This window comes from Microbacterium sp. 1154 (assembly GCF_031455375.1).
In the GTDB taxonomy this organism is placed as follows: Bacteria; Actinomycetota; Actinomycetes; order Actinomycetales; family Microbacteriaceae; genus Microbacterium.
Genome location: NZ_JAVDSN010000006.1, coordinates 60491 through 73577 on the forward strand (window position 1 = coordinate 60491; position 13087 = coordinate 73577).

Sequence of the window (13087 nt, forward strand, 5' to 3'; positions counted from 1 at the left end):
GGCAGGGCGCCCCGCGCGGGCCGCCTTATGCTGACGGCATGACCGACGCTCTCCCCGCCCGCAGCCGTCTCGTCGCCGCGTCCCTGGACGCAGCGGGAATCGACGGTCGGATCGTCGTGCTCCCCGATGCCGCATCCACCGCGGTCCTCGCGGCTGCAGCCCTGGGGGTCGACGTCGGGGCCATCGCGAACAGCCTCGTGTTCTGGAGCGACGACGAACCCCTGCTCGTCATGACCAGCGGCGCACACCGCGTCGATACGACGGCTCTGGCCGAGCGGCTCGGACGCGGCGGCATCCGTCGTGCCACCCCCGATCAGGTGTTGACCGCCACCGGGCAGCCCATCGGGGGAGTGGCCCCCACCGGGCACCCGCAACCACTGACCACGGTCGTCGACGAGGATCTCGCCGCGTTCCCCGAGATCTGGGCCGCGGGCGGCACCCCGCATACCGTCTTCCCGCTGACCTTCGCCGAGCTGGTGCGGCTGACCGGCGGCACGGTCACGCGGGTGGCGTGAGGTCGCGCGGCCGGCCGGCTGGGGCCCGGGGCCATTTCTGGTGCCCCGCCGCGGAGGGGGCGCGGGGGCGGCGACGATCGGACCGCCACCCCCGGCGGGCTCACTCCCCGGGGGCGGGCCCGAGCGCGGTCAGGCACACCACCGCGGCGGCTGCTGACCACGCCTGGGGCCGGCACGCGGCCGGGTAGGGCGTGGGCACGGACGAGTGTGAGCGCGGATCGCCGGCGTGGAGCTCGGGAACGCGGTATCCGAAGCCCTCGGCGGCATCCATCAGCCCCTCCACCACCGCCCGCGCCGACGCGACGAGTCCCGCGCGCAGCATGCCGTGCGCCGCAATCGCGGTGTCGTGCACCCAGACACTGCCTCCGTGGTACGACAGGGGCCAGTATCCGGCGGCATCCGTCGACATCGTACGGATGCCGAAGCCGCTCGACATGCTCTCGCTGAGCAGCAGCGAGGCGACGTGCACCTCTTCGTCGGGAGAGAGGATGCCGGTGCCGAGGAGATGTCCGATGTTGCTGGTGAGCGTGTCGACGGGGCGCTTGTCGCGGTCGAGCGCGATCGCCGGGTACCGCCCCTCGGGCGTCTCGACCCAGTACGTCGAGGCGAAACGCGTCTTGAGGTCGGCAGCCCAGGCGCGCCAGAACGAGATGTCGTCGGCATCCGCGCCTCCTCCGAAACGCTCGAGCAGGTCGGCGCCGGCGAGAGCCGCCTCGTAGGCGTAGGCCTGCACTTCGCAGAGAGCGATCGGTCCCTCGGCGAGGCTGCCGTCGCGCCATTGGACCGAGTCGCCGGAGTCTTTCCACCCCTGATTCGACAGGCCCGTGCCGAGGCGGTCGATGTAGTCAAGGAAGCCGTCGCCGTCGCTGTCGCCGTAGTCGCGAATCCAGCCGAGCGCCCGGCGGAGCGCGGGCAGCAGCTCGCGCACCTCGCCGTCGGGCATGCCGGCGCGGTGGGCATCGGCCAGCAGACAGATCCACAGCGGCGTGGAGTCGACGCTGCCGTAGTACTTCGGCGGCAGCACGATTCCCTCACCCGGCATCTCGAGCGCGGAAGCACGCAGTTCGTGCAGGATCTTGCCCGGCTCCTGCGCCGTCTGCGCGTCGTCGTCGGTCCCCTGCAGGCGCGCGAGGACGCGGAGAGTGGATGCCGCGATCTCACGGTCCACCGGAAGGGCGAGGCGCGCGGCCCAGATGGAGTCGCGTCCGAACAGGGTGAAGAACCACGGCGCCCCGGCGGCGAAGAATTCGTCGCGCGGGTGCTCGGGAAGCACCAGACGCAAAGCGTCGAGATCGTCGAGGGCTGTCCGCAGCCACCGCGACAGGCGCGGGTCGGGAGCTGTGGCAGCGACGCCCGCGGCATCCCATCGGGCGGGTGCGGTGGCGGAGCCCACGACGAGGGTGTCGTCGCGCAGCCTGAGCGACCAGCCGACCTCGACCTCGCCGAACGCGGGCACCTCGACGCTCCATGTGGCGACCACGCCGTCGACACCGGATGCCACCCGGGCCCCGGGAGCGACCAGTTCGAGCCCCTGCGCTCCGGCGTCGACGCGGGCACCAGCCCCGTCGATCGTGACGTCGGCACGGCGAGGGAGCGCGTGACCGGACTTCACCTCGTGCAACTGCGCGAATTCGGGCTCGACCCGCAGGCGCAATGTGGCGCGAACGGGCCGGTCGAGTCGCGAGCGCAGGGTCCACGCCTCGCTGACGACGCCGTCGGCGACCCTCCGATCACGCAGAAGCCGCACCTTGGGGTCGGGGGTGGTGTCGTCGATCCCGCGGAGGAGTCCGCCGAAGACCACGCGCGATGCTCCGTCAGGAGCGGTCGAGATCCACTCGATCGTGGAGTCGTCGCACGACAGGGTCAGTGCCCGGACGTGCCGCACGTCGCCGTGGTAGAGGCCGTGCACGGCCGCGGGGCCGATGTCGCCCGTGGTGTCGGACCAGACCTGGGTCGGGGCACGTAGCACGATGAGGGCGTCGTTCAGCAGCGGTTGCAGGGGAGCCGAGGCGACGGCGGTCGCGGCGGGCGAGGTGGTCGTGGGGGCGGTGGTCATTCTTTGACGGCTCCTTCGCTGGCGTTCATGATGCGTCGCTGGAAGACGAAGAACACCACGGCGACCGGGATCGTCATGATGGCTGCTGCCGCGAGCTTGAGGGGGAACTGACTGCCCTGACTGAGCTGACCGCTCGCGAGCGAGGCGACGCCTTTGGTGAGGGTGGTGAGTTCGGGCGACTGGGTGGAGATGACGAAATGGCTGAGCTCGTTCCACGAGCCCTGGAACGACAGGATCACGATGGTGATCAGGGCGGGCCGCGCCATCGGCAGCACGACCGACCAGAAGATGCGGAACGTGCCCGCACCGTCGATGCGCGCTTGCTCTTCGACGGACGGCGGGATCGACTCGAAGAAGTTCTTCATGATGAAGACCCCCGCGGCATCGACCAGCAGCGGCAGGATCATGCCGGCGTAGGAGTCGTAGATGCCGAGCTGGTTGATCACGAGGAACTTCGGGATGAGCAGCACGACGGTAGGAACCGCCATGACCGCGATGAGTCCGGCGAAGACGAGACCGCGCCCCCGGAACTGCAGCCGCGCGAGCGCGTACCCGGCGAGCGAGTTGAAGAACACGCGCCCCGCGGTGACGAAGACGGTCACCACGACGGAATTGCCGAACCACACGGGGAAGTCGGAGTTGAGGAACAACCGTTCGTACGCCGCCCACGTGAAAGGCTGCGGCGCGAGCGAGATCGGGTCGGCGGCCGCTGCGGCATCCGTCTTGAACGACGTCGCCACCTGCACGAGGAAGGGGTAGATGTAGATCACGGCGAGCACGATCAGAAGGGCGTAGAGGCCGATCTGCCAGCGGAGCGCTTTGCGCGACATGCGGTGCTTCGTCGGCTTCTCGGGTCCGCCGAAGCGCTGTTCGGCGAGGACCGTGGTCTGCGGGGATGAGGTCGCGGTCATCGTCGGCCTGCCTTCGTGGGCACTTCGTATTGGCGGAGTCGTCGCTTCGACACGGGACGATCGCGCAGCACGAACCGCTGCAGGATCGTCAGCGCCACGATGATCACGAACAGCACGAAAGCGATCGCCGCGCCCTGGCCCCACTGCTGAGACAGGAACGCCGAGGAGTAGCTGAGATAGGCGGGGGTGAGTGTCGTCTTGCCCGGGCCGCCCTGGGTGCCCGTGTAGATCTGGTCGAACACCTGCCAGGTGCCGATGAGGCCGAGTGTCAGCACCGTGAACAGCACCGGCTTGAGCTGCGGAAGGGTGACACGCCAGAACCGCTGCCAGCCGTTCGCGCCGTCCATCATCGCGGCTTCCTGGACGTCGCCGCCGATGTTCTGCAGTCCCGCGATGAAGAGCAGCATGAAGGTCCCCGAGGTGGTGAACACGGCCATGAGGATGAAGGCCGACATCGCGACCGAGGGGCCGGCGAGCCAGTCCCACCACGAGACGCCGAGCAGGGTGTTTCCGGTCAGAAAGGCGGGGCCGCTGCTCACCCCGACGGCGCCGAGCAGGTTATGAACGACGCCCGAGGGGTCGCTGAACCAGTTGGGCCCGTTGATGCCGAGCCACGACAGCACCTCGTTGACGGCACCGGATGCCGAGAACAGGAAGAGCCACAGCACCGTGATGGCGACTGAGCTCGTGACCGAGGGGAAGTAGAAGGCCGTGCGGAAGAGCCCCCGGCCGCGAAGGATCGCGCGATTGACCAGCACCGCGAGAAACAGCGACAGCGCCGTCTGAAGAGGCACGACGAGCAGCACGTACCAGGCGTTGTTGCGCAGCGCCGTGCCGAAGTCGCGCTCGGCGAGCCCGCCCCCGGTCGTGACGGCGGCGTAGTTGTCGAGGCCGACGAAGCCGACGTTCGACGAGAAGGGGCTGCCACGCCCGGTCCAGTCGGAGAAGCTCACCCACAGCGCCATGAGCACCGGCACCAGAAGGAAGACTCCGAGGATGAGGAGGACGGGGGCGGTGAACAGCCACCCGGCGGCGGCCTCGCCGCGCCGGATCCCCGAGGAGGGGGAGCCGGCGCGGCGGGGCGCCGAGGTGAGAGCACTCATGAGGGGGCGCTCACTTGACGATTGCCTCGAGGTTGGACTGAGCCGTCTTCAGCAGGGCCTGCGGGTCGCCCGTCTTCAGCGACTCCAGCTGTGCGTTGAAGTCGGTGATGACGTCGGCGGCGCCGGCCATGTTCGGCGGGAACTGCGCGTACTCGGCACCGGCGAGGAAGGCTGAGAGGTCGGGGTTGGCGCTGGTCCACGCGTCGGCGGCAGACTGGATCGAGGGCATCGGGCCGAACGCCTTCGAGAATGCCAGCTGCTGGTCTGTGCTCGTGAGGTATTCCACAAGCGAGCGCGCCTGGGCTTGGTTGCCGCTGTCGGCGGCCATGCCCCAGCAGTTGGTGAACTGCAGTGTGCCCTTGCCACCGGGACCCGCGGGCAGCTCGGCGACCTGATACTTCACGCCCGGGTAGTCGGCCGACATGGCGCCGGCGATCCAGTTGCCCTCGATGACCATCGCGGCCTTCTGGGTGCCGAACGCCTCGCCGCCCCACCCGGCACCCACGTCGGACGCGAATGCAAAGGTGCCGTCGTTCAGGTGCGTCTTGACGAAGTCCAGCGCCTCGACGTTCGCGGAGCTGTCCGCCGTGGCCGTGCCGTCGGTGACGAGCCCGCCGCCGGCCTCGGCCATGAAGGCTCCGACGCGCTGGTACTCGGCGCCGAACGCCAGGCCCACGCGGCCGTCGGTGGTGAGCTTCTGTGCGACGGATGCCAACTGGTCCCAGGTCGCGGGAACATCAGCTTCCGTAAGACCGGCCGCCGTCCACAGGTCGGTGTTGATGATGAGAGCCAGGGTGGAGAAGTCCTTGGGTGCGCAGTAGAACTTCCCGTCGACGGTGAAGTTGTCCACCAGCGACGGGTAGAAGTCGTCCTTATTGGCCAAGTCGTCGCCGTAGGCGGCGATCGAGCCGTTCGCGGCGTAGCCGGCGAGGGCCTCGGGGGCGAGGTAGAAGAGGTCCGGTGGAGACCCGGCCGCGAAGCCCTGAGAGAGCTGCTGGGGGAGATCGTTGGCGGTCTGGACCTCGGCCTGTACGCCCGACTGCTCGCTCCAGGCGGCGACGGCGTCGGTGACGGCCTTCGTCTCGGCGTCGCCTGATGAGCCGATGAGCAGTTTTAGCGTGCCGCCGCCGGAGGCCTGACCTTCGCCGGGGGTGTCGTTGAAGCCCGACCCGCAGGCCGTCAGGGTCAGGGCGCCGGTGGTCAGCAGCGCGCCGGCTCCGAGCCAGCCTCGCGCGCGGCGGTTGGGGGTGTGCCGTGTCATTGTCTCTCTCCTTCGATGAGGCATGCGACCCCTCCGCGGTGCTCGGAGGGCCATCTTTTGAACGTTCAAATGATGGTTCGACAACGGTAGAGAACGGCGGGCCTAGCTGTCAAGAGGACGTCCAGCGTCCTAGGCTGACGATCTGGCCGGACTCGTTGCGGCCCGGGTCGGATCTCTCCGGAGCGGACCGAGGGGGAGGGCACACATGGCGAAGGCGCCCACTGTCGACGACGTCGCGCGCGTCGCGGGGGTTTCCCGGCAGACCGTCTCGAACGTCGTCAACACGCCGGATATCGTCCGCGAAGCGACGCGCCTGAGGGTCGAGGCGGCGATCACCGAGCTCGGTTATCGGCCGCACGCCGCCGCCCGCCGGCTTCGCACGCGCCGCAGCTCGACCATCGGTATCCATCTCGATCCCTACGCCGGTGGTATCTCGGGCGTCGTCCTGGACCGCTTCGTGCACGCTCTCACCGAACGCGCGGGAGAGCGCGACATGCGTGTGCTGCTGTATGCAGCGCGCACGCCCGAAGAGGAGATCGCCCGCCTCGGCGACCTTCTCGAGGGGGGAGAAGTGGATGCCGTGGTGGTGACCGGAACCTTCCACGGCGACCCGCGCACCGGCTGGCTGATGGACCGGGGGCTGCCCTTCGTCTCGTTCGGTCGCCCGTGGGGCGAGGACGACGTCGAGGAGCCCGCGCACCTCTGGGTCGATGTCGACGGGGCCGCCGGGACCCGCGCTGCGACGGCACACCTGCGGGAGCGGGGCGTCGCGCGCATCGCGTTCCTGGGGTGGCCCTCCGGCTCGGGCACGGGTGATGAACGTGAGCGCGGGTGGCGCGAAAGCCCGGCCTCGGGGCCGCGATGGGTCGTCGAAGAGAACGTCGCCGCCGCACGCGACGTGGTCGCCGCGGGCCTGGCGGCTGACCCCGGTGTGCGCGGCATCGTCTGCGCGAGTGATTCACTCGCGATCGGCGCGCATCTCGCCGTGACCCTGGCCGGTCGCACCGATGTCGCCGTGATCGGTTTCGACAACACCCCCGCCGTCGAAGCTCTCGGGCTCTCGAGCGTGGAGCAGCTGCCCGAGAGGGTGGCATCCGGCGCTCTCGACCTGCTCATGGGCGAGAACGGCACGGTCGTCGCGCCACGCGCCGCGACGGCCGGGGCCGCGCACGTGCTCGTGGAGCCGCGGCTGGTGGTGCGCTGAGGCGCCACGATCCTCCCCGGGGCTGAGGGGCGCGCGACTATGCGTGGCGGCCGATGCGGCGGGCGAGTTCGGCGGCGGTCGCGGATGCCGCGGACGCCAGTGCTTCCGCATCACGCTCGGGCCCGTCGGCGGGCCACGTGATCGCGACGGCCGCGGCGGGCCACCCCGCGTGATCGAGCACGGCGGCGGCCACCGACCGAAAGCCCGGTGTGACCTCCCCGTTCTCGCTCGCGTGTCCGGCGACGCGCACCTCGCGCAGCACCTCGCGGAGGTCGCGCGGGGTGGCGGGGCCGAGGCCGTGGCGCTGCGTGAGGGCCGTGGCATCCGGGAACAGTGCCCGCACCTGCTCGCGGGGGAGAGCCGCGAGCATGGCCCGGCCCGTCGCGGTGAGGTGCGCGGGAAGACGGACGCCCACATCGGTCACGAGCACGGGGCGGCGCGGGGCGCGTTCATCGACGATGTAGAGCACGTCGCGCCCGACGAGCACGGCGAGGTGCGCCGATTCTCCGACGCGGTCGGACAGCCCCGCGATGAGCGGCCGGCCGAGGCGCGCGAGCGGCTGCTGCCGGGCGTAGCCGCCGCCGAGCTCGAAGGCCGACGTTCCCAGGCCCCAGCGCCGATCGCCGGGGAGGTGCACGACGTAGCCGTGCTGTTCGAGGGTCGCGAGCAGGTGATACGTGCTCGAGCGAGGGATCTCGAGCGCGGTCGCGATGGACTGAGCGGCCATCGGTCCGGGCTGCCGCGCGAGCAGCGAGAGAATCCGCAGCGTCTGATCGGCCGCCGGAACCTGGGGACGGGATTTGTCTGACATGACAGACACAGGATGCCAGAACACCCGCGTTCCGCGGCATCCGAGGCGGTGGAATCGGCGTATGAACGCGAGCGTCACCGTCGGAACAGCCCCCCTCACCCCTCGCGAGGTCGTCGACGTCGCCCGGCACGGCCTCCGGGTCGACGTGGACGCCGACGCGGTGCGGCGTGTGGCCGACACCCGGGCGCTCATCGACGGGCTCGCCGACGACCCCCAGCCGCACTACGGCATCTCGACGGGATTCGGCGCTCTCGCGACGACCTTCATCGCCGAGGACCGCCGGGCGCAGCTGCAGTCCAGCCTCATCCGCTCGCACGCCGCCGGAACCGGCGCCGAGGTCGAGCGCGAGGTGATCCGCGCCCTCATGCTGCTGCGCTTGCAGACCCTCGCCACCGGTCGCACCGGCGTCCGCCCCGTCGTCGTCCAGACCTACGCCGCCCTGCTGAACGCGGGGATCACCCCCGTCGTGCGCGAGTACGGCTCGCTCGGCTGCTCGGGCGACCTGGCTCCGCTGTCGCACGTCGCCCTGGCCGTCATGGGCGAGGGCGAGGTGCGCGATGCCTCCGGGGAGCTTCGGGCAGCCGCCGACGCGCTCGCCGCGGCGCACGTCGCCCCCGTCGCCCTGCGCGAGAAAGAGGGCCTCGCCCTCATCAACGGCACCGACGGCATGCTCGGCATGCTGCTGCTGGCGCTTCACGACCTCGACATGCTGTTGACGACGGCCGACGTCTCGGCCGCGATCTCGATCGAATCTCAGCTGGGGACGGATGCCGTGTTCGCCGCCGACCTCATGGCACTGCGCCCGCAACTCGGCCAGGCCGACTCGGCGGCGAACCTGCGCGCGTTCCTCGCCGATTCGCCGATCGTGGCGAGTCACCGGGGCCCCGAGTGCACGCGCGTGCAGGACGCCTACTCGCTGCGCTGCGCCCCGCAGGTGCACGGTGCCGCCCGTGACACGATGACGCACGCCGCCCTGATCGCCGAGCGCGAGCTGGCATCCGCGGTCGACAATCCCGTCGTCACGGTCGATGGACGCGTCGAGTCCAACGGCAACTTCCACGGCGCGCCCGTCGCCTACGTGCTCGACTTCCTGGCGATCGCGGTGGCCGACGTGGCCTCGATGTCGGAGCGGCGCACAGACCGCGCTCTCGACGTCTCGCGGAGCAACGGCCTGCCGCCTTTCCTCGCCGACGAGGTCGGAGTGGACTCGGGCCTGATGATCGCTCAGTACGCCGCGGCCGGCATCGTGTCGGAGCTCAAGCGCCTCGCCGCCCCCACCTCCGTCGACTCGATCCCGTCGAGCGCCATGCAGGAGGACCACGTCTCGATGGGCTGGGCCGGCGCCCGTAAGCTCCGCCGGGCGATCGACGGACTCTCGCGTGTGCTCGCGATCGAGGTGCTGACCGGATGCCGGGCCCTCGACCTGCGCGCCCCGCTCCAGCCTGCGCCGGTCACGGGCGCCGTCCGTGCTCTTGTCCGGGAGCGCGTGCAGGGCCCCGGCCCCGACCGCTTCGTCTCGCCCGAGATCGAGGCCGTGACCGAGCTCGTCGCCTCGGGAGCGGTGGCCCGGGCCGCACGTGCCGCCGTCTCTCGCGGGTAGGGCCCCGGGCCCCTGGGACGGGCCTACGGCGTGAGCAGCTCGAACTCGTCGGGAGGGGTGGCGTCGACGTCGTCCCATGTGCCTTCGTGCCACGTGAAGATGGCCACGGCGCACGTGACCATCCGTTCGTCGCGATCGGCGAGCCGCGACACGAGCGCGCTCATTCCGGGATCGTGGGCCACGACCATCACCTCGTCCGCACCGGCGCCACGCGCGGCGGCGAGGATCTGTGCGGGCTCGGCCAGGTAGAGCTCCGCCTGCTCGGTGATCGGGGCCTCGAACGCGCGGGCGAACGCCTCGGCCGTCTGCCGGGCGCGGAGGGCCGTGCTTGAAAGGACCACCTCGGGTCGGACACCCTTCCGCAGCACGGTCCGCGCCATCGTGGGTGCGTCGCGGCGGCCGCGGTCGTTCAGGGGGCGGTCGTGATCGTCGAGGCCCTCGTCGGCCCAGTCCGACTTCGCGTGCCGCGCGAGGATGAGTTGGATCATCGTCTTTCCGCCAATCCTGCCGGGAACCTCTGAACGCACGGCGCGAGCCGTCGCACCGTGCGAGCGTCGGGGGAGCCGGTCACGGCATCGACCCCGGTGTCGTCGGCGATCAATACCGCGTCGTCGCACGGGGGTGCGCTCGCTCCCCGGACGGTCAGCGTGCCGCGAACGCGCCCGCGATGAACGGGGGCGGACGTGCGGTCGCACGCGTCGACGGTGAGGACGCTCATGCCACGTACACCCAGGCGCGGACACCGCTTGCCAGAACCACGGAGGCGCGACGGTACAGCGACACCTCGTACTCGTCGGCGGCATCGAGCTCTTCGGGCGTGAGGTGCAGCACACGACCGAACACACGATCGCGCGGGTCGTCGGTGCGGCGCAGGATCGGGTGGCGGTCGAGGCCCGAGAGCTGAGCGACGCGTTCGTCGGCGATGTCGGTCCACTCGAGCCGGTACCCCGCGAGGGCGTCGTCGTCGCCGTCGACGCGATGGCCGAAGGTGTCCAGCTGCACGTCGGGCAGCTGCAGCGTCCCGTACGTGAAGAGGGGCTCCATGCCCGAACCGTCGCTCACGCGCACAACGCTACTCACGTGCCGAGCGCCTGGGGCGAGGAGATCTGCGACGTTTCGGCCAGGTGTTGCGCGAACCGTCATGATCCCCATACGAGGTGCGCGACGGTGAAGATGACCAGGCCCGCCAGCGCACCCACGATCGTTCCGTTCAGACGGATGTACTGCAGGTCGCGGCCGACCATGAGCTCGATCTTCTCGGTGGTCTCTTCGGCATCCCAGCGCTCGACGGTGTCGGTGATGATCGAGGCGATGTCGTGGCGGTAGCGCCCGACGACGAAGACCGCCGCGTCGGTGACCCACCCATCGACGCGCTTCTGGAGGGCTTCGTCTCGTTGCAGACGGGCGCCGACCTCGGCGAGGGCTGCGGCGGCGCGGCGACGCAGAGCGCTCTCGGGGTCTGCGAGCGAACGCAGCAGTCCCGTCTTCGCCGTGTTCCAGGCGTCCGCCGCCAGTTGGCGCACGCGCGGGCTGTCGAACACGGCGGCCTTGGCTTCTTCAAGGCGGACCATCGTCGCGGGGTCGTGCTGCAGGCTGTCGGCGAGGCGACCGAGGTACCCGTCGATCGCCCCCCGCGCCTGGTGGTTCGGATCGGCGCGAACGGCGTCGACGAACTGCACGGCCTCGCGGTAGACGGTGTCATCGACGAGACGGGCCGCCATGCCGGGGACCCACGACGGGAGCCGCCGCGAGACGAGCCCCTGGAAGGTGTCGCGGTTGTTGCCGAGCCAGACCGCGATGTTGTCGAGGGCCAGATCGACGGCGCCGTGGTGGGCGCCCGAGCCGATGACGCGTTCGAGCCAGCCGCCGATGGAGGGACCCCAGTCGGGGGAGAGCAGGTGCTCGCGGGCCAGGTCTTCGATGAGGCCCTGCACGTCGTCGTCGCTGAGCGCGGTGAGGATGCTCGTGGCGAGCGTCGCCCCCTCGGCCGCGACGCGATCGGCGTGGGCGGGATCGGCGAGCCAGGTGCCGGCACGAGCCGACAGGGGCGTCGACTCGAGCTTGGTCCGAACGACATCGCCCTCGAGGAAGTTCGTCTCGACGAACTCGCCCAACTGGCGCCCGATCTCGTCTTTCCGCCGCGGAATGATCGCTGTGTGCGGGATGGGGAGCCCCAGGGGATGCCGGAACAGCGCGGTGACCGCGAACCAGTCGGCGAGCGCGCCCACCATCCCGCCTTCGGCCGCGGCGCGGACGTACTGCAACCACTCGACCTCGCGCTGCAGCGAGAACGAGACGGCGAAGACGACGGCCATCGCCAGGAGCGCGCCGAGAGCGACGCCCTTCATCACGCGCAGGGCGCGGCGGCGCTCCTGATCGGCCGGGCTCAGCGCCCTGGTGGGGGTGCGCGCCATCACTCGGTCACCGGTCCGAGCCATGCGGCCGCGGCGGTCGAGTGAGCGGACTCGGCGTCGGAGGGGTGGAACATGCCGGCGAGCACGTCGCGGTACAGCCGGCTCAGTTCGTTGCGCGAGAAGTAGGCCGAGCCCCCGCCGACGAGGATCGCGTCGTCGACGACCTGCTTCGCCATGGTGACGGCGCGGTGCTTCACACCCGACAGGAGAGTGAACCATCGGCCGCCGTGGTCGGCGAGGGTGTCGACGTCGGAGGCCAGCGAAGCGAGCTGCGGCGGAAGAGCGTCGTACGCGAGCGCCATGTCGGCCACCCGCCAGCGGATGTCGGGGTCGTTGGCATAGGTCGTCCCCGTCTTCTTCGATCGGCGCGAGCTCGCGGCTTCGACGGCCAGGTCGAGCGCGCGTCGCGCGATGCCGGTGTAGACCGAGGCCAGCAGGATCTCGAAGACGGCGAAGATGCCGAACACGAGCGGGTCGGGCTGCGGGCCCGGGTCGATCCGACGCACGACGCGGTCGGCCGGAGCATGCGCCCCGCGCAGTTCGGTCGTGCGGCTCTGCGTACCGCGCATGCCGAGGGTGTCCCAGTCGTCGCGGGCCACGATCTCGTCACTGCGATCGAGGAACGCGAACACCATCTTCGGACCGTCCGGCGAGGTCTCATCGAGCCCGTGCACACCCAGGTGGTCCCACACGGGGGAGAGGGAGGTGAAGATCTTCGTCCCCGTGAACGTGTAGCCGCCGGCGCCGTCGGGGCGGGCCTGGGTGTCACTGCCGAAGAGCACGAGGTCGTTGCCGGCTTCGCTGATGCCGAACGCGAAGACCTCGCCCGCCGCCGCTCCCCGCTGGACGTGCTCGAGATCGGCCATGCCCCGGTCGCTCAGGACCTTCGCGACACCGGTCCAGACCAGGTGCATGTTGACGGCCAGGGCGGTTGCCGGAGCAGCCCCCGCGAGGCGCTGCTGGAGCAGCGACGCCTCGGCCAGGCTGAGCCCCGCTCCGCCCAGATCCTCCGGTACCAGGATGCCGAGATACCCGGCCGCCCGGAGCTCGTCGAGATCGTCGTGCGGGAAGGTGTTCTCGCGATCGTGCACCGCGGCCCGCTCACGGATGCGCGCGAGCAGGTCGTCGGGGAGGTACCGAGCCGGGTCGAACGAGGTCATGGCATCCATTCTGCTCGGCACCGCCGACATTGCGCGCCGGGCTGGCACCGCG

At 70.6% G+C, this 13087-nt stretch carries 12 protein-coding genes; 3 read left to right on the forward strand and 9 right to left on the reverse strand.

Features of this window, described 5'->3' with window-relative positions; genetic code table 11:
• Window positions 1–38 precede the first annotated feature (38 nt).
• Window positions 39–515, forward strand: coding sequence for a YbaK/EbsC family protein (locus tag J2X55_RS15675; RefSeq protein WP_115920957.1), 477 nt, complete (start codon window positions 39–41; stop codon window positions 513–515).
• Window positions 516–615: 100 nt separating this feature from the next.
• Here the strand turns inward: J2X55_RS15675 and J2X55_RS15680 are convergent, their stop codons facing one another.
• The 4 genes from J2X55_RS15680 to J2X55_RS15695 form a co-directional block, all read right to left on the reverse strand.
• Complete coding sequence (locus tag J2X55_RS15680) at window positions 616–2571, reverse strand: glycogen debranching N-terminal domain-containing protein (protein WP_309824540.1); 1956 nt, start codon at window positions 2569–2571, stop codon at window positions 616–618.
• On the reverse strand, window positions 2568–3401 hold the full coding sequence (locus J2X55_RS15685) for a carbohydrate ABC transporter permease (protein WP_309824622.1): 834 nt from the start codon (window positions 3399–3401) through the stop codon (window positions 2568–2570). The genes J2X55_RS15680 and J2X55_RS15685 overlap by 4 nt, the downstream gene beginning before the upstream one ends.
• A gap of 77 nt (window positions 3402–3478) precedes the next feature.
• The gene (locus J2X55_RS15690; protein WP_115920951.1) at window positions 3479–4585 is read right to left on the reverse strand and encodes a carbohydrate ABC transporter permease; all 1107 of its coding nucleotides are present in this window, start codon (window positions 4583–4585) and stop codon (window positions 3479–3481) included.
• Between the two features lie 10 nt (window positions 4586–4595).
• On the reverse strand, window positions 4596–5846 hold the full coding sequence (locus J2X55_RS15695) for an extracellular solute-binding protein (protein ID WP_309824542.1): 1251 nt from the start codon (window positions 5844–5846) through the stop codon (window positions 4596–4598).
• 205 nt (window positions 5847–6051) lie between these two features.
• Between J2X55_RS15695 and J2X55_RS15700 the strand changes: the two genes are divergently transcribed.
• A complete protein-coding gene (locus tag J2X55_RS15700) occupies window positions 6052–7050 on the forward strand; it encodes a LacI family DNA-binding transcriptional regulator (protein ID WP_115920949.1) in 999 nt (332 codons plus the stop codon).
• 37 nt (window positions 7051–7087) lie between these two features.
• Here the strand turns inward: J2X55_RS15700 and J2X55_RS15705 are convergent, their stop codons facing one another.
• Window positions 7088–7861 (reverse strand): IclR family transcriptional regulator, encoded by a 774-nt coding sequence (locus J2X55_RS15705; RefSeq protein WP_115920947.1) that lies wholly within the window; start codon window positions 7859–7861, stop codon window positions 7088–7090.
• Between the two features lie 61 nt (window positions 7862–7922).
• On the opposite strand from J2X55_RS15705, the gene hutH reads away from it, so the two are divergent.
• A complete protein-coding gene (gene hutH / locus J2X55_RS15710) occupies window positions 7923–9461 on the forward strand; it encodes a histidine ammonia-lyase (protein ID WP_309824544.1) in 1539 nt (512 codons plus the stop codon).
• 23 nt (window positions 9462–9484) lie between these two features.
• On the opposite strand, the gene J2X55_RS15715 is transcribed toward hutH, so the two are convergent.
• The 4 genes from J2X55_RS15715 to J2X55_RS15730 all read right to left on the reverse strand — a co-directional run bounded on the left by J2X55_RS15715 (window position 9485) and on the right by J2X55_RS15730 (window position 13035).
• Window positions 9485–9949, reverse strand: coding sequence for a histidine phosphatase family protein (locus tag J2X55_RS15715; RefSeq protein WP_309824547.1), 465 nt, complete (start codon window positions 9947–9949; stop codon window positions 9485–9487).
• Between the two features lie 226 nt (window positions 9950–10175).
• Window positions 10176–10523, reverse strand: coding sequence for a gamma-glutamylcyclotransferase family protein (locus tag J2X55_RS15720; protein WP_309824549.1), 348 nt, complete (start codon window positions 10521–10523; stop codon window positions 10176–10178).
• A 77-nt stretch (window positions 10524–10600) separates the two neighbouring features.
• Complete coding sequence (locus J2X55_RS15725) at window positions 10601–11875, reverse strand: DUF445 domain-containing protein (RefSeq protein ID WP_309824552.1); 1275 nt, start codon at window positions 11873–11875, stop codon at window positions 10601–10603.
• Entirely contained in the window at window positions 11875–13035 is a 1161-nt protein-coding gene (locus J2X55_RS15730; RefSeq protein ID WP_309824555.1) for an acyl-CoA dehydrogenase family protein, read from the reverse strand. Before J2X55_RS15730 ends, J2X55_RS15725 begins: the two co-directional genes overlap by 1 nt.
• Window positions 13036–13087 lie beyond the last annotated feature (52 nt).